The sequence below is a fragment of the Microbacterium candidum genome, assembly GCF_030315975.1.
In the GTDB taxonomy this organism is placed as follows: Bacteria; Actinomycetota; Actinomycetes; order Actinomycetales; family Microbacteriaceae; genus Microbacterium; species Microbacterium candidum.
Genome location: NZ_JASXSZ010000002.1, coordinates 482,648 through 497,753, shown reverse-complemented (window position 1 = coordinate 497,753; position 15,106 = coordinate 482,648). Strand labels below are relative to the sequence as shown.

Annotated in this window: 15 protein-coding genes; 13 read left to right on the top strand and 2 right to left on the bottom strand. The window is 72.1% G+C overall.

What is annotated here, in order from left to right:
• Window positions 1–28 precede the first annotated feature (28 nt).
• Entirely contained in the window at window positions 29–622 is a 594-nt protein-coding gene (locus QSV35_RS08710) for a hypothetical protein (RefSeq protein WP_286288286.1), read from the top strand.
• Between the two features lie 65 nt (window positions 623–687).
• Here QSV35_RS08710 and QSV35_RS08705 read toward each other — a convergent pair whose 3' ends face one another.
• Window positions 688–1,257, bottom strand: a complete 570-nt coding sequence (locus tag QSV35_RS08705; protein ID WP_286288285.1) for an HhH-GPD-type base excision DNA repair protein — start codon at window positions 1,255–1,257, stop codon at window positions 688–690.
• Window positions 1,258–1,299: 42 nt separating this feature from the next.
• On the opposite strand from QSV35_RS08705, the gene QSV35_RS08700 reads away from it, so the two are divergent.
• The 10 genes from QSV35_RS08700 to QSV35_RS08655 all read left to right on the top strand — a co-directional run bounded on the left by QSV35_RS08700 (window position 1,300) and on the right by QSV35_RS08655 (window position 11,668).
• Window positions 1,300–2,895 carry a protoporphyrinogen/coproporphyrinogen oxidase gene (locus QSV35_RS08700; protein ID WP_286288284.1) on the top strand — a complete coding sequence of 532 codons (1,596 nt, stop codon included), beginning with the start codon at window positions 1,300–1,302 and terminating at the stop codon, window positions 2,893–2,895.
• 76 nt (window positions 2,896–2,971) lie between these two features.
• The gene (locus QSV35_RS08695; protein ID WP_286288283.1) at window positions 2,972–3,379 is read left to right on the top strand and encodes a hypothetical protein; all 408 of its coding nucleotides are present in this window, start codon (window positions 2,972–2,974) and stop codon (window positions 3,377–3,379) included.
• Between the two features lie 3 nt (window positions 3,380–3,382).
• The gene (locus QSV35_RS08690) at window positions 3,383–3,793 is read left to right on the top strand and encodes a phage holin family protein (protein WP_286288281.1); all 411 of its coding nucleotides are present in this window, start codon (window positions 3,383–3,385) and stop codon (window positions 3,791–3,793) included.
• Window positions 3,783–4,055 (top strand): hypothetical protein, encoded by a 273-nt coding sequence (locus QSV35_RS08685; RefSeq protein WP_286288280.1) that lies wholly within the window; start codon window positions 3,783–3,785, stop codon window positions 4,053–4,055. Before QSV35_RS08690 ends, QSV35_RS08685 begins: the two co-directional genes overlap by 11 nt.
• A gap of 228 nt (window positions 4,056–4,283) precedes the next feature.
• Window positions 4,284–5,105, top strand: coding sequence for a uroporphyrinogen-III synthase (locus tag QSV35_RS08680; protein ID WP_286288279.1), 822 nt, complete (start codon window positions 4,284–4,286; stop codon window positions 5,103–5,105).
• Entirely contained in the window at window positions 5,102–6,085 is a 984-nt protein-coding gene (gene hemB / locus QSV35_RS08675) for a porphobilinogen synthase (protein WP_286288278.1), read from the top strand. The genes QSV35_RS08680 and hemB overlap by 4 nt, the downstream gene beginning before the upstream one ends.
• A 99-nt stretch (window positions 6,086–6,184) precedes the next feature.
• The gene (gene hemL / locus QSV35_RS08670) at window positions 6,185–7,525 is read left to right on the top strand and encodes a glutamate-1-semialdehyde 2,1-aminomutase (protein WP_286288277.1); all 1,341 of its coding nucleotides are present in this window, start codon (window positions 6,185–6,187) and stop codon (window positions 7,523–7,525) included.
• Window positions 7,522–8,466 (top strand): 2-phospho-L-lactate transferase, encoded by a 945-nt coding sequence (gene cofD / locus QSV35_RS08665; protein WP_286288276.1) that lies wholly within the window; start codon window positions 7,522–7,524, stop codon window positions 8,464–8,466. Before hemL ends, cofD begins: the two co-directional genes overlap by 4 nt.
• Window positions 8,467–8,825: 359 nt before the next feature.
• A complete protein-coding gene (locus QSV35_RS08660) occupies window positions 8,826–10,205 on the top strand; it encodes an MFS transporter (RefSeq protein ID WP_286288275.1) in 1,380 nt (459 codons plus the stop codon).
• A complete protein-coding gene (locus tag QSV35_RS08655) occupies window positions 10,202–11,668 on the top strand; it encodes a pyridoxal phosphate-dependent decarboxylase family protein (RefSeq protein WP_286288273.1) in 1,467 nt (488 codons plus the stop codon). Before QSV35_RS08660 ends, QSV35_RS08655 begins: the two co-directional genes overlap by 4 nt.
• A 237-nt stretch (window positions 11,669–11,905) precedes the next feature.
• On the opposite strand, the gene QSV35_RS08650 is transcribed toward QSV35_RS08655, so the two are convergent.
• Window positions 11,906–13,039, bottom strand: coding sequence for a lactonase family protein (locus QSV35_RS08650; RefSeq protein WP_286288272.1), 1,134 nt, complete (start codon window positions 13,037–13,039; stop codon window positions 11,906–11,908).
• 160 nt (window positions 13,040–13,199) lie between these two features.
• Between QSV35_RS08650 and QSV35_RS08645 the strand changes: the two genes are divergently transcribed.
• A complete protein-coding gene (locus tag QSV35_RS08645; RefSeq protein ID WP_286288271.1) occupies window positions 13,200–13,925 on the top strand; it encodes a response regulator transcription factor in 726 nt (241 codons plus the stop codon).
• A complete protein-coding gene (locus tag QSV35_RS08640; RefSeq protein ID WP_286288270.1) occupies window positions 13,922–15,058 on the top strand; it encodes a sensor histidine kinase in 1,137 nt (378 codons plus the stop codon). Before QSV35_RS08645 ends, QSV35_RS08640 begins: the two co-directional genes overlap by 4 nt.
• The last annotated feature ends 48 nt before the right edge of the window (window positions 15,059–15,106 follow it).

The following is a 15,106-nucleotide window of genomic DNA, read 5'->3' as shown; positions in this document are numbered from 1 at the left end:
ATTCATCGGACCCCCGGGGAAGGCCGTCATGACATCGAACCATCGGCAACGCCGTGGATTCCGCACGGCCGCGCTCGCGGCCGCCTCGCTCGCGCTCGTCATCGGGCTGGCCGGATGCGGGAGCGGTGGCGGGTTGCCGACGGCTCTGCCGACCGCGCTGCCCTCGAGCCTCCCGTCGGGTCTGCCGTCAGGGCTGCCGACAGGTCTGCCCTCGCCGGTGCCGACCGTCGAGCTGCCCACGGCCAAGCCCGTCCCCATCCCGACGCGGACGGGGTCCCTGCCGACCACGCCCCCGGTCCCGCTTCCGACGTCGGCCCCGCCCGTCCCGATCCCGACGAGCCCCGTGCAGAGCCCCGAGGCCTCGGTCGCGCCGGTTCCGCCGGCCACGACCGAGCCGACGCCTGTCGAGACCGTCGCCCCCACGCCCACGCCGACTCCCACACCGACGCCGACTCCGACCGAGTCCGCGACGCCGTCGCCGTCCGAGAGCGCACTGCCGGATCAGAACGTCGAGTCCTCGGACATGGCCTGGCTCTGGTGGCTGCTCGGGCTCGTCGTCATCGCGGGCGGAACGGTCGCCATCGTCGTGGTCGTCCGCCGGCGCAACGCGCAGAAGCCGTAGCGGTTCATCCCTCGCCTGTCACCGACGCCGGCCCCCGCCGGGGATCGTGACAGGCGAGGGCGGATTCAGGCCTGCTTCGCGGCGGCCTTCATCGCGCGCTTGTGCTCGCGCACCTTGGCGAGCGAGTCGGGCGAGACGATGTCGGCGACGCTGCGGAACGACCCGGCCTCGCCGTACGGGGCGGATGCCTCGCGCCATCCTTCGCCCGCGAACCCGCACTGCTTGCCCAGCAGCGCGAGGAAGATCTTCGCCTTCTGCTCCCCGAAGCCGGGCAGCTTCTTCAGTCGCTTGAGGACCTCGGCGCCGCTCGGGGCGCCCTGTGTCCAGATGGCGGAGGCATCCCCGCCCCAGTCCTCCTCGACCGCGGCGCTGAGCGCCTGGACCCGGCCCGCCATCGAGCCCGGGTAGCGGTGGACCGCGGGCGGCTCCTTGAAGGCGGCCGCGAACGCCTCGGGGTCGTAGTCGGCGAGGGTCGCCGCATCCATCGCCCCCACGCGCTCCTCGATCTTCAACGGACCGGTGAAGGCGACCTCCATCGCGACCTGCTGATCCAGCAGCATGCCGATGAGGAGGGCGAGCGGGTCGCGCGTGAGCAGATCGTCGGCTGCGGGGTCCGCGGTGATGTGCAGGCTCATGCCCACAGTCTCCCATCGGGAGCGGGTGAAAGGATGGACGGGATGAGCGACGACAGCAGCATGGAGACCATCGCGGCGCACGCCCACGAGACACGCGTCGTGATCGTGGGCGGCGGGATCGGCGGCCTCGTCGCCGCCCTCGAATGCGCGAAGGTCGGCCTGCAGGTCACGGTGCTCGAGGCATCCGATCGAGTCGGCGGGGTCGTCCGGTCGACGGATGTCGCGGGCCTCCGCCTGGACGCGGGCGCGGAGAGCTTCGCGACGCGTGGCGGTCACGTGCGCGCGCTGATCGACGAGCTCGGGCTCGCGGACGCCGTGGTCGCGCCCGCCGGAGGGCGCGCGTGGGTCGCGGGGCTCTCCGGGTCGGAGGATGCGGCGCCCCTGCCCGGCGGCGGCCTCCTCGGCATCCCGGCCAATCCGTGGGATCCGGACGTCCGCCGGATCATCGGCTGGAAGGGCGCGTGGCGCGCGTACGTCGATCGCCTGCGCCCGCCGCTGACGATCGGCAGCGAGCGGAGCCTCGGCAAGCTCGTGCGCTCGCGGATGGGCGACACCGTGCTGAACGCGCTCGTCGCCCCGGTGACGACGGGCGTGTACTCCGCCCGCCCGGACGACATCGACGTCGACCTCGCGGCCCCCGGCCTCAGCGCCGCCCTCACCCGTGCGGGATCCCTGTCCGGCGGAGTGGGGCTGATCCTGGGCGAGCGGGCGGGCGGCGCTCCGGGTGCCGCTCCGGGTGCGGCGGTCGCGGGCCTTGACGGCGGGATGACGCGCCTCGTCGACGCTCTCGTCGCGCGGCTCGAGCAGCTGGGAGCCCGGGTGCTGACCGGCGTTGCCGTGGAGGAGATCGCGTCCGCGCCCGGCGGTTGGGTCGTCGAGGCTGCGGTCCCCGAGCCCGTCGAAGGGTCGTCGCCGCTCGACAGGGACGACCCCTCGACAAGCTCGGGGACCGGGGCTGGCTCGGGGACCGGGGCTGGCTCGGGGACCGGGGCGGGCTCGGGGGCCGTCTCGACGCGCTTCCCTGCAGCGGCGGTGATCGTGGCGACGGACGAGGCGACCGCGCGGCGGCTCCTCTCGCCGGTCGCACCCGGTCTGCAGAGCGAGGTCGGGCCGTCGCCGATCGTCGAGATCGTCACGCTCGTCATCACCGACGCGCGACTGGATGCGGCGCCCCGCGGCACCGGTGTGCTCACCGTCCCCGGATCGCACACCGCGAAGGCGCTCACCCACTCCACTGCGAAGTGGGAATGGGTCGCGCGCGCGGCAGGCACAGGGGTGCACGTCGTCCGGGTCTCGTTCGGAGCGCAGGGCGAGGAGCCCGCGACCACGGGCCTCAGCGACGCCGATGCCGCCGTCCTCGCGCTGAACGAGGCATCCGCTCTCCTCGGCGTCGAACTCGACGCGAGCGCACTGCGCGGCTCGAGCCGGGTGCGGTTCGCGCAGTCGCAGCCGGCCGCGATCATCGGTCGTTCGGACGTCGTCGCGGCGGCGCGCACCGCTGTCTCGGCGGTCCCCGGACTCGCCGCCGTCGGCGCCTGGATCGCGGGAACGGGGCTCGCCCAGGTGGTTCCGGACGCGCGCGCCGAGGCCGACCGCATCCGTCGCGCGCTGCTGTGGGGCGCGCCCGCGGAGGCCTGAGGCGACGGATGCCGGAATCGGAATATAGGGCTACGCTGGGGAGCGAACGACCTATGACCACGCGTGAGGGGACCTCATGAAGGGCAAAGCAGGACTCGTCGTCGGACTTGCGATCGGCTACGTGCTGGGCACGCGCGCCGGCCGCGAGAGGTACGAGCAGATCAAGGCCCAGGCGCTCAAGCTGTGGGAGCTCGAGCCCGTGCAGAACCAGGTCGACAAGGCGAAGGAGTTCGGCAAGTCGGCGGCGATGGCGCTGCCCGTCGCCCTGCGGGACGGCGCGGTGAAGGTCACCAAGGCCGCGGCCTCGAAGGGCACGCCGGGCGAGCGCCTCGATGCCGGCATCGCCACAGCGAAGGACTCGGCCGACGACATCGCCCAGGCCGCCGCGACCTCCGCTGACGCCGTGGGCGACGCGGCGTCGGGCGCCGCCGCCAAGGCGACCGGTGCGGCCAAGAGCTCGGTGAAGAAGAAGTCCGAGGAGTAGACGATGCCCACGCCTCGCGCGTCCCGCGATCGGGCTGATGACAGTCTCCTGACGCTCCTCGGCGAGCTTCCGGAGCTCCTGCGCAACCTCGTCATCGCAGAGGTCAACGCCGCCAAGGTGTGGCTGACCAAGACGGCGAAGGATGCGGGCTACGGCGCGGGCTGGATGGCGCTCGCGCTGTTCTTCCTCTTCTGGTCGATCCCCGTGTTCGACGCCTTCCTCATCGCAGGCCTGTCGTCGTGGTGGCCGGTGTGGCTGTCCGCGCTCGTCGTGCTCGGCGTGACGCTCGTGATCGTCGCGGTGTTCGCACTGCTCAGCATCCTCCGCTTCCGGAAGCTCGCCGCACGGGAGAATCCGGTGCAGTCGGTCGCGACCGACATCGAGATCGTGAAGGACGTGGCCGATGAGTTCTGACCAGCCGCTGGCGAAGACCGCGGTCCCGGCGGGGATCACCGATCCCGTCGAGAAAGCGCGTGCTGAACTGAAGGCCGCGCTCGCCGCGATCGAGGTCAAGGCGAACATGCCGAGGCGCGTCGCCGACGCGACCGAGGCGCGCATCGTGAAGGCCCGCCGGATGGCCCGCGACAACCCGATCGGCGTCGCCGCCGCGGTCGTCGGCGCCGCCGCCGTGGTCGGAGGCGTCGTGTGGGGCTTCGTCAGGCTGTACACGCGCTGACAGCAGCGCTGACGGCAGGGCTGCCGGCGGGGTCGTCGGCGGGTGCTGAGAACGGCACCTGTCCACGTTCAGCCGGTCCGGGGTATGCTCAGTGATCAGGCAGTGGCAATGGTGCGGACGCTGCCGACAGCGCGAACCCGAAGTGCGCACGCTCTGTGCGCAGGGGTACGCAGGCCTGTCGGCTGCTCGAACGTGGGGCGGCTGACTGTCACCACGAGAGTCGACCCTATGAATACAGCCCCCCATCCCATCACCGGCAGCGTTGACACGACTGCGCCGAAGCCCCTCGCGGGCTGGCGCGTGCTCGTGCCCCGTGGCGGTCCCTGGGGAGACGGGGTCGCGGCATCCCTCCGCAACCAGGGCGCGGTGCCCGTGGTCGCACCGCTCATCGACTTCGCTCCGGCGCACGATGTCGCGCCGCTCGAGCAGGCCCTCGCCGACCTAGCCGACGGGAAGTTCGACTGGCTGACGCTCACGAGCGCGACGACGGTCGATGTCCTCTTCGCGTACCGCGCGAAGATCCCCGCGAACACGAAGGTCGCCGCCGTGGGCGAGACGACGGCCGCAGCGCTCCAGGCCGCCGGCTACCGCGTCGACCTCGTCCCCGAGCGCGACAACTCCGCTGCCGGCATGGCCGACCAGCTCCTCGCCCTCGAGCCGGAGCCCCGCGAGATCCTCACCCTCCGCAGCGAGATCGCGAAGCCCGTCCTCACGAAGCGCCTCCTGGATGCGGGCCATCACGTCCACAGCGTCATCGCGTATCGCACGGTCGGCGTGCCGGTCACCGAGCGCATCATGCGCGATGTGGAATCCGGCCGCATCAACGCGATCCTCGTGACGAGCGGGTCCGTCGCCCGCCAGGTGCACGACCAGTTCCCGAGCCTTCCGGCGGAGACCGTCGTCGCCGCGATCGGCCCGCGCACGGCGAAGGACGCCCGCAAGCTGGGCCTCGACGTCGACATCGTCGCGGAGACCCAGACCGTGACGGCGCTCATCGACGCCGTCTCGAAGCTTCCGCTCCCGCACGCGGCCGACGAGTTCCTGCCGTGAGCTTCCCAACGCATCGACCGCGCCGCCTCCGGCAGTCGCCGGCCGTACGGCGCCTCGCCCGCGAGACCCACCTCGTTCCCTCGCAGCTCGTGCTGCCCCTGTTCGTGCGCGAAGGCCTCGCCGAGCCGCAGCCGATCGGCTCGATGCCCGGAGTCGTGCAGCACTCGCTCGACTCGATGCGCCGGGCGGTGACGGATGCGGCGGACGCGGGCGTCGGCGGCGTCATGCTGTTCGGCGTCCCCGAGGTGCGCGACGCGCGCGGCTCCGGAGCCGACGACCCGAACGGCATCCTCAACGTCGCGACCGCTCTCGTGGCCGCCGAGGTCGGGGACGCGCTCGTCGTGCAGACCGACCTGTGCCTCGACGAGTTCACCGACCACGGTCACTGCGGGGTTCTCGCTGCCGACGGCTCCGTCGACAACGACGCGACCCTCGAGCGCTACGCCGCGATGGGCCTCGCGCAGGCCCGTGCCGGCTCGGTCATGCTCGGCCTGTCCGGAATGATGGACGGCCAGGTCGCCCACGTACGTGCGGCGCTGGATGCCGAGGGCTACACCGACACGCTGATCCTCGCGTACTCGGCCAAGTACGCCGGCGCGTTCTACGGACCGTTCCGCGAGGCCGTCGACTCGCAGCTGAAGGGCGACCGCCGCACCTACCAGCTCGACCCCGCCAACGGTCGCGAGGGTGTGCGCGAGGCGCTCATCGACGCCGAAGAGGGCGCCGACGTCGTGATGGTCAAGCCCGCGCTGCCGTACCTCGATGTGCTCGCCGACGTGCGCGCGTCGGTCGACATCCCGGTCTGGGCATACCAGGTGTCCGGCGAGTACGCGATGGTCGAAGCGGCCGCCGCCCACGGCTGGATCTCCCGCGAGCCCGCGATCCTGGAGAGCCTGCTGTCGATCCGCCGTGCCGGCGCCGACGCGATCCTGACCTACTGGGCCGTCGAGGCCGCCCGCCTGCTGGCCGCCGGTCGTTGAGCGAGCGCAGCGAGACGAAGTGACGAAACGCGATGCGCACTGCGTTTCGTCTCCTCGCTTCGCTCGTCGCCGGGCGGCCGAGTCTGATGAAGGAGCGTTATGACCGATCGCAACGATGAGCTGTTCGACGAGGCGCGTCGCGTCATCCCTGGCGGCGTGAACTCGCCCGTACGCGCATACGGATCGGTGGGCGGAAGCCCCCGGTTCCTCGGGTCGGCGCGCGGCGCCTACGTGACGGATGCCGCAGGCCGCGAGTACGTCGACCTCGTCGCGTCGTGGGGCCCCGCGCTCCTCGGGCACGCGCAGCCCGAGGTCGTCGCCGCCGTGCAGGAGGCGGCATCCCGCGGTCTGTCGTTCGGCGCACCGACGGAGGGCGAGGTCGAGCTCGCCGAGCTGATCGCCGCGCGGGTCGCGTTCGGCGACCCCTCGACGGGCTCGGGGATCAATCCCATCGACCGCGTGCGGCTGGTCTCGACCGGCACCGAGGCGACGATGACGGCGATCCGCCTCGCTCGCGGGTACACCGGCCGTGACCTGCTCATCAAGTTCGCCGGGCACTACCACGGGCATTCCGACGGGCTGCTGGCCGCCGCCGGCTCCGGCGTCGCGACGCTTGCGCTGCCGGGCTCCGCGGGCGTCCCCGCCCCGATCGCCGCGCAGACCCTCGTGCTGCCGTACAACGACCCGACCGCGCTCGAAGAGGCCTTCGCGATCCACGGCGAACGCATCGCCGCGATCATCGTCGAGGCCGCATCCGCCAACATGGGCGTCGTCCCGCCGGCCGCGGGATTCAACGCCTTCCTCGCCGACATCGCCCACCGGCACGGGGCGCTTCTGATCCTCGACGAGGTGCTCACGGGCTTCCGCGTGCACCCGGCCGGATTCTGGGGACTCCAGCAGGCGGCGGGGGAGCGTTACACGCCCGATCTGTTCACCTTCGGCAAGGTCGTCGGCGGAGGGATGCCGCTGGCCGCCCTCGGCGGTCGCGCCGACGTCATGGACGCCCTCGCCCCCGTCGGACCCGTCTACCAGGCAGGCACCCTCAGCGGGAACCCGCTCTCGGTCGCCGCAGGTCTCGCGACGCTCCGGCTCGCGACGCCCGACGTCTACGCGCGCGTGGATGCGGCCGCCGCCGTCGTCGCGCACGCGCTCGATTCCGCGCTCTCGGCTGAGGGCGTCGTGCACAGCGTGCCGCGGGCCGGTTCGCTCTTCGGCGTCGCGTTCCGCGATGGCATCCCGACGACGTACGACGAGGCGCAGGACCAGGAGGCCTGGCGCTACGCCCCCTTCTTCCACGCGACGCTGGATGCCGGCGTCTCGCTGCCGCCGAGCGTCTTCGAGGCGTGGTTCCTCACCGCCGCGCACGACGACGACGCCCTCGGCCGCATCGTCGAGGCCCTGCCCGCCGCCGCCCGCGCCGCCGCCGAGGCCACCGCGTGAAGGTCGTCGTGCTGGCCGGCGGCGTCGGCGGATCGAAGTTCACGCTCGGCGTGCGCGAGGCGCTCGGCCCGGAGGATGAGGCGACCGTCGTCGTCAACACCGGCGACGACCTCTGGCTGTCCGGCGTCCGGCTGCAGCCCGACGTCGACTCGATCGTCTACGCGCTCGCGGGCGTCAACGACGCGCACCGCGGGTGGGGTCGTGCCGGCGACAGCGAGCGCGTCAACGAGGAGCTTCAGGCGTGGGGCGCGGGCTGGCCGTGGTTCACCCTCGGCGACCTCGATCTCGGCACGCATCTTGCCCGCACGGGGTGGCTCCGCGACGGACTCACGCCGACGCAGGTGCTCGCACGGATGCAGGAGCGGTGGCCGCTCGGCGTTCGGCTCCTGCCGATGACCGATGCGGAGGTCGACACGAACATCGTGCTCGGCGACGGCAGCCGCATGCACTTCCAGGAGTGGTGGACGCGTCACCGCGCGGCCCTCGCCCCCGCGGCTTTCGAGAACCCCGGCATGGCCGCGGCGGTTCCCGCCCCGGGAGTCGTCGAGGCGATCGCCGACGCCGATGTCGTGCTGCTCGCGCCGTCCAACCCGGTCGTGTCGATCGGCCCGATCCTCGCCGTCCCCGGCATGCGGGAGGCGCTGCGGCAGACGAGCGCGAAGGTCGTCGGCGTGTCCGGCATCATCGGCGGACGCGTCGTCCGCGGCATGGCCGACGTGTGCCTCACGGCGATCGGCGTCGAGACGCGGGCGGATGCGGTCGCCGCGCACTACGGCGCGCGGTCGGCGGACGGCATCCTCGACGCGTGGCTCGTCGCCGAGGAGGACGCATTCCTCGTCCCTGCCGTGGAGGCGCTCGGCATCCGCGCGGTCGTCGCACCGCTCTGGATGACGGAAGCGGCGGCTTCCGCCGAGATCGTCCGCGCCGCTCTCGCCGCCTGACGCCCAGACCCGCGATCGCTCACTGCGCTCCGGTCGGCGAATATCGTCGGTCGCCGAGCCTGTCGGGGCGTCGTACCCCCCGAGCGGCTGCGGTCCGGTCGGCCGAAAATCGCCGGTCGCCGAGCCTGTCGAGGCGTCGCAACTGTCCGAGCGGCGACGACCCCTCGACAAGCTCGGGGACCGGAGGGGCTCGGGGACCGGAGGGGCTCGGGGACTGGTGAAGGCTCGGGACCGGAGAGGCTCGGGGATCGGTGAAGGCTCGCGGACCCGTGAGGCTCGGGACCGCGTACGCGTTTGTGGACCGAGGCCAACTGGCGGTCCGTCAATGAGCACCGTGGGACCGGCATAGGATCGCTCTCATGCCTGCAAGCACGTCTGCGACAGGGTCGTCGCGGCTGTCCACCTCCGTCGTCGCGCGCTACGCGATCGGCTCGCTCGGCACGGGCGGATTCGCCACGCTGCCGGGCCTCGTCCTCGTCTTCTACATGACCGACACGCTCGGGGTCGCGGCGTGGGCCGCGGGACTCGTCGTGACCGTCGCGAAGATCTGGGACGTGCTGATCGATCCGCTGATCGGCGGGCTCTCCGACCGCTCGCTGCTGCACAGCGGATCCCGCCGGCGCCTCATGATCGTCGGCGGCATCGCGCTGCCGATCTTCTTCCTGCTGACTTTCGCCGTGCCCGCCGGAGTCGCGCCGGCCGCAGCGGGCGCATGGGTCGTCATCGCGTTCATCCTCGCCTCGACGTCGTTCAGCCTCTTCCAGGTGCCGTACATCGCGCTGCCCGCGGAGCTGTCCGACCACTACGACCAGCGCACGCGACTCCTCACGACGCGCGTCGCGGTGCTCAGCGGCGCGATCCTGCTGTTCGGCGCGGGCGGTCCGATCCTCCGCAAGATCGGCGACCCCTACACGGGATACCTCGTGATGGCGCTCGTCGCGGGGCTCGTGATCGGGGCGGGCATGCTGATCGCGTCGACCGTCGCACCGAAGGGGATGCCGTATCCCGACGCCCACGGCATCCCGTTCTCCGAGGGCTACCGCGAGGGCATCGCGGCTCTTCGGCGCAGCGCTCCGTTCCGCGCGCTCCTCGGCACCTTCCTCCTGCAGGCGCTCGCGACGGGCCTCATGCTCGCCGCTGCGAACTACGTCGCGGTGTGGGTCATGCACTCCGATGACGCGCTGACGTTCCTGTTCGTCGCGCTGATCGGCCCCGCCATCCTGTTCTCCCCGGTCTGGAACGCGATCTCGCGCCGCATCGGCAAGGAGCGCGCGTACGTGTGGGCGACCGTGATCTTCACGATCGCCGCGGCGACGCTGACCATCGCGATCTGGGCGCCCGGCGCGTGGATGTACGCCTCCGTCGCGGCCGCCGGTGCGGCGTACGCGGGGATGCAGGCGCTCCCGATGGCGATGCTCCCAGATGTCATCTCGCACGACGCGAGGCTGCACGGCGAAGCGCGCGCGGGCGTCTTCGGCGGCGTCTGGACGGCGGGCGAGACGACCGGGATGGCGCTCGGCGCCGCCGCGCTCGCGGCCGTGCTGTCGATCACCGGGTACGTGCAGACGGTCGCGGGACACGTCGTCGTCCAGCCGGGGAGCGCCGTCGTCGGCATCGCGGTCGGATTCAGCGTCGTCCCCGCCGCCCTCGCGGCGCTGAGCCTCCTCACCCTCTCGCGCTACCGACTGCGGCGCGAGGATATCGACGGTCCCGGCATCCCTCAGGAGGCACTCGCATGAACCCGCAAGACGTCATCGCCCGGCTCGCGGAGCTGCGAGCCCTCGACGCGCCGACCCACGGCGGGCGCCTGCTGTCGTATGTCTACGACTCGGGCCGCCCCGAGCTCGACGAGCTCGCTGCCGCCGCGGTGCGCACGATGCAGCCCGTGAACGGTCTCGACCCGACGACCTTCCGGTCGGTGGCGGTCATCGAGCGCGAGCTCGTCGATTTCGCGCGGTCGGTGTTCCACGCCGATGACGAGGTCGTCGGGACGGCGACCTCCGGCGGCACCGAGAGCTGCATCCTCGCGGTGAAGACGGCGCGGGATGCCTGGCGCGCACGACACCGGTCGGGGACGCCCCGCCTCGTCGCTCCGACCACGGTGCACGCCGCGTTCCGCAAGGCGGCGGCGCTCCTGGATGTCGCGCTCGACCTCGTGCCGGTCGACCCGTCGACGGGACGTCCGGATGCCTCTGCCGTGATCGAGCGCCTCGGCGACGATGTCGCGCTTGTCGTCGTCAGTGCGCCGTCGTATCCCTACGCGACGCTCGACCCGGTCGTCGAGGTGGCTGCTGCCGCGCTCGCCGCCGGAGTGGACCTGCATGTCGACGCGTGCATCGGCGGGTTCGCGCTCGCCTTCTGGCCGCAGCATGCGGCGGGGGCTCCCGCGCATCCGTGGGACTTCGCCGTCCCCGGCGTCACGAGTCTGTCTGCCGACCTGCATAAATACGGCTACGCGCCGAAGGGCGTCTCGGTCCTGCTGCAGCGCGGCCGCGACCGGCAGCGCCACCAGTGGTTCGCGACGAGCGCCTGGCCCGGCTACCCCGTCGTCAACGCGACGCTCCTCGGCTCGAAGTCGGCCGCCCCGCTTGCGGCGGCGTGGGCGATCACCTCTGTCCTCGGGGTCGAGGGCTTCCGCGAGCTCACCGACTCGATGGCCGCCTCGACGGGCCGCATCGTAGAGGCGATCGATGCGATCGAGGGTCTGTCGGTGGTCGGGCGGCCGACGGGCCCGATGGTCGCGGTCGCGGTGGATGCCTCCGTGCCCGCCGATCGCCGTGTCGACCCGCACCTGTGGGCGGACGCGATGCGCGACTACGGGTTCGTCGTGCAGCTGCAGCCGGCATCCATCCAGCCCGACGGATCGTGGTTGCCCTCGACGGCGCACCTCACGATCACGCCGGTCACCGAGCAGGTCGTCGATGAGCTCGTCCCGGCCGCAGCGGCGGCCGCCGACGCGGTGCGCGGGATGCCGCACCTCGACGGCGCCGCGCTCGCGCAGGGGCTGCTCGGCGGTTTCGAGCCCGACGACCTGAGGCACCTGAACTCGGATGCGGCGGTCGAGATCCTCCGCGCGGCGGGTCTGCTCGAGCCGTCCGGCCTTGGAGCGCTCGCTCCGGTGCTCGCGCTGGTCGAGGCGCTGCCGTCCGAGCTCGTCGAGCGGCTGCTGATCGAGCTCCTCGCCGTGGGTCTCGAACGCTGATCTCAGACTGACTGCGTTTCGTCTCGCTTCGCTCGCTCAACGACCGACGCACGTCGGCGCGGCACCTGCGTTTCGTCTCGCTTCGCTCGCTCAACGACCCCCGCACCTCGGCGCAGCACTGCGTTTCGTCTCGCTTCGCTCGCTCAACGACCCGCGCATCATGCGATCTGCGCGGGTCGTTGAGCGTTTCGAGCCCTCGACAAGCTCGGGACCGGGGGCTGGCTCGGGGACTACTGGTCAGCTCGCGACGATCCCTTCGCCACCGACCGCGTCCGGCACGAGCACGGAGCCGACCTTCGTCAGGGAACCGTCCGCGCCCATGCGGAACTCGTCCACCGTGCCGGTGGCGCCGGTCTGCACGTAGAGGAACCCGCCGGCCGTGGCGGCATCCACCGTTCCGGGGTCGGTCGCGGTGTTGCCGAGCGCGGTGAGCGACCCGACGGTCCCGAGGCGGTAGCCGCTCAGCGACGCGCTGCCCGCGTTCGACGTGTACGCGTAGGCGCCTGAGACGACGACCCAGCACGCGGCGGCCTGCCCGGTCGCGGCCCAGGCAAGCTGCGTCAGCGAGCCGTCCGCGTTCACCGTGAACGTGGCGATCGCGCTCGGGCCGGCCTCCACCGCGACGAGGTGGCCCGCCGCGTCGAACTGGATCCCGAACGGCACCGTCCCCGGCACCGTCGTGACGACGGGGGATGCGGACAGCCCGAACCCGGCAGTGGAGAAGACGTCGAACGCGTTCGTGTTCGCCTTCGTCGTGACGATGAGCTTCGAACCGTCCGGCGTGAACGCGATCTGGCCCGGCGTCGTGACGAACTGCGGCGTCGCGGCGGGGTTCAACCCGAGATCGCGATGCCACGCCGGAACCTTCACGAGCAGGCCGCCGACGTTGAGGTAGCCCTGGATCGAGCCGCCTCCGCGGGCGTTGAGCACGAACACGCGTCGGTCATGCGTCGCGATGCTCACCGGCGCATCACCGCCCGAACCGGTGGTCTGCAGCCGCACCAGCCGGTCGCCGCGGATGGCGAACGACGTGATCGTGTTGCTCCCCGCATTCACGGCGAAGAGCGATCCGCCGGCGCGAGCGAGCGAGCCCTGCGATGCGAGGTGGTCGACGGCGGAGCCGGCGAGCTGGAGGCCGAGGCCTCCGGTCGGATAGGTGTCGGCCCAGTGCAACGTGCCGTCGGCGTTCCGGTCATAGGCGACGATCGCGTTCCCGGCGAGCCCGTCGGTCTGCACGAACACCGCGCCGACGGGATCGGAACCGGCCGGCGAGCCCGTCGTCGCCTGCGCCGCGCCGCCGCCGAGGAGGGCGGTCGCGACCGCCGCGAGGGCCGCGACACCGGCCGCGGACGCCTTGAGTGAGAGCCTCATGATGAGTCCTTTCGGAGTATCTGGTTGGGGGGCGAGGCAACAGTCGCACCCCGCCCAGCGGCGGGGAACCGTCATCCGCTTACCGACCCGTGACGGTCGCTGTCACCGTTTCGTAAGGCGCACCCGCCCGCCTGGCGCACGGCCGACCTAGCATGAGCCCATGGACATCGCGGGCGATCTGCGGGACCGCCGCATCCTCCTCGTCGAGGACGACGAGACGGTGCGCGAGGTCGTGCGCACCTACCTGCAGGACGCCGGATACCTGGTCGACGAGGTGTCCGACGGGTTCCAGGCGATCGACCTCGTCGCCGAACGCGCGCCGGACCTCATCGTCATGGATCGGATGCTCCCCGGCATCGACGGAGTGGAAGTGTGCCGTCGCATCCGCGCCGCGCACGACATCCCCGTCATCATGCTCACCGCGCTCGGCGCGACCGACGACCGCATCGACGGCCTCGAGGCCGGCGCCGACGACTACCTCACGAAGCCGTTCTCCCCGCGCGAGCTGGTGCTGCGCGTCGGATCGGTGCTGCGGCGCAGCCTCGTCGAGTACGCGCCGGAGGCGCCGTTCGACCTCGGCGCGTTCACGCTGCATCCGTCCGCCCGGTTCGTGCAGAAGGACGGGATGCCGCTGGCCTTGTCCGCGCGCGAGTTCGACCTGTTCTCGTTCCTGCTGAAGCACCCGCAGCGCGCGTTCACGCGCGAGGAGCTGCTCGGCTCGGTGTGGGGGTGGAGCTACGGCGACCTCTCGACCGTGACCGTCACGATGCGGCGCCTGCGGGAGAAGGTCGAGGACGACCCGACGCATCCCCGCATCCTGCAGACCGTGTGGGGCGTCGGGTACCGGCTCTCGGTCGGTGAGCCTTCGGTCGGTGAGCCGGCATGATCCCGGGGCGCGATCTCGCTGCGATCGTCGGGATCGCGCTGCTGTGCGGCGTGGTCGTCGGGCTCGTGGGGCTCGTCGCGCTGCGGCTCGCAAGACGCGCGCCGATGGTCGTGCAGGTGTCCGTGGTTGTCCTCACCGGCATGCTGTCGGTCGTCGCGGGCATGGTCGCCGTCGCCCGGGCGATGTTCCTCTCGTCGCACGATCTGTTGGTGAGCCTGTGGGTCGCCGGCATCGCCGCCGTCGTCGCGCTCGCGGTCGCGGTGGTGCTCGCGGTGACGTTCGTGCGGCAGGCGCGGCAGGTCCGCCGGATGGCGGCGATCGTCGGGGAGCAGCAGGCGACGGATGCCTCGGACTCGGCGCTCGACGGCGGTTCCGAACTCGCCGCGGTGGCCGCCGAGCTCGCCCGGACGAGCCGCCGGCTCGAGGACGCGCGGGCCGAGGTCGCGGCGCTCGACGCGTCTCGTCGCGAGTTCGTCGCGTGGATCTCCCACGACCTGCGGACGCCGCTGGCCGGACTCCGCGCGATGGCGGAGGCGCTCGAGGACGGCCTGGCCGACGACCCGCAGCGCTTCCACCGGCAGATGCGCGTGCAGGTCGACCACCTGTCCGACCTCGTCGACGATCTGTTCGAGCTGTCGAAGATCGAGTCCGGGCGGCTCGTGCTGGCGATGGAGACGGTGTCGCTCCACGACCTGGTGAGCGACGCCGTGGCGGAGCTGCACACCCTTGCCGCGATGAGGGACGTGACGATCCGCGAGTCGCCTGATCAGGACATCTTCGTCACAGGGGATGCGCGCGAGCTCGGCCGGGCGGTCGGAAACCTGCTCCTGAACGCGATCCAGCATTCGCCGTCCGGCTCGGCGATCCGGGTGGAGACGTCCGTGCTCGGGGGACGGGCGCTGCTCGCCGTCGTCGATCAGGGCGGCGGCATCCCACCCGCGGATCTCGGCGAGGTGTTCCGCGCGGGATGGCGGGGTGCCGCATCCCGTCCACCCCTCGTCGGGCGCTCGAGCGGCGCGGGACTCGGCCTTGCGATCGCGCACGGCATCCTCGTCGCCCACGACGGCGACCTGCGCGTGACGAATGTCGATGGCGGGTCGCGGTTCGTCATGGACATGGCCGTCGCCGACTGACGGTCGCTGCGTTTCGACTCGCTTCGCTCGCTCAACGACCGGCAGAGA

Coding starts and splice junctions, on each gene's coding strand:
- QSV35_RS08700 (WP_286288284.1), top strand. CDS start 1,300: ATGAGCGACGACAGCAGCATGGAGACCATCGCGGCGCACGCCCACGAG.
- QSV35_RS08710 (WP_286288286.1), top strand. CDS start 29: ATGACATCGAACCATCGGCAACGCCGTGGATTCCGCACGGCCGCGCTC.
- QSV35_RS08685 (WP_286288280.1), top strand. CDS start 3,783: ATGAGTTCTGACCAGCCGCTGGCGAAGACCGCGGTCCCGGCGGGGATC.
- QSV35_RS08640 (WP_286288270.1), top strand. CDS start 13,922: ATGATCCCGGGGCGCGATCTCGCTGCGATCGTCGGGATCGCGCTGCTG.
- QSV35_RS08650 (WP_286288272.1), bottom strand. CDS start 13,039: ATGAGGCTCTCACTCAAGGCGTCCGCGGCCGGTGTCGCGGCCCTCGCG.
- QSV35_RS08695 (WP_286288283.1), top strand. CDS start 2,972: ATGAAGGGCAAAGCAGGACTCGTCGTCGGACTTGCGATCGGCTACGTG.
- QSV35_RS08680 (WP_286288279.1), top strand. CDS start 4,284: ATGAATACAGCCCCCCATCCCATCACCGGCAGCGTTGACACGACTGCG.
- QSV35_RS08645 (WP_286288271.1), top strand. CDS start 13,200: ATGGACATCGCGGGCGATCTGCGGGACCGCCGCATCCTCCTCGTCGAG.
- QSV35_RS08705 (WP_286288285.1), bottom strand. CDS start 1,257: ATGAGCCTGCACATCACCGCGGACCCCGCAGCCGACGATCTGCTCACG.
- hemL (WP_286288277.1), top strand. CDS start 6,185: ATGACCGATCGCAACGATGAGCTGTTCGACGAGGCGCGTCGCGTCATC.
- QSV35_RS08660 (WP_286288275.1), top strand. CDS start 8,826: ATGCCTGCAAGCACGTCTGCGACAGGGTCGTCGCGGCTGTCCACCTCC.
- QSV35_RS08655 (WP_286288273.1), top strand. CDS start 10,202: ATGAACCCGCAAGACGTCATCGCCCGGCTCGCGGAGCTGCGAGCCCTC.
- QSV35_RS08690 (WP_286288281.1), top strand. CDS start 3,383: ATGCCCACGCCTCGCGCGTCCCGCGATCGGGCTGATGACAGTCTCCTG.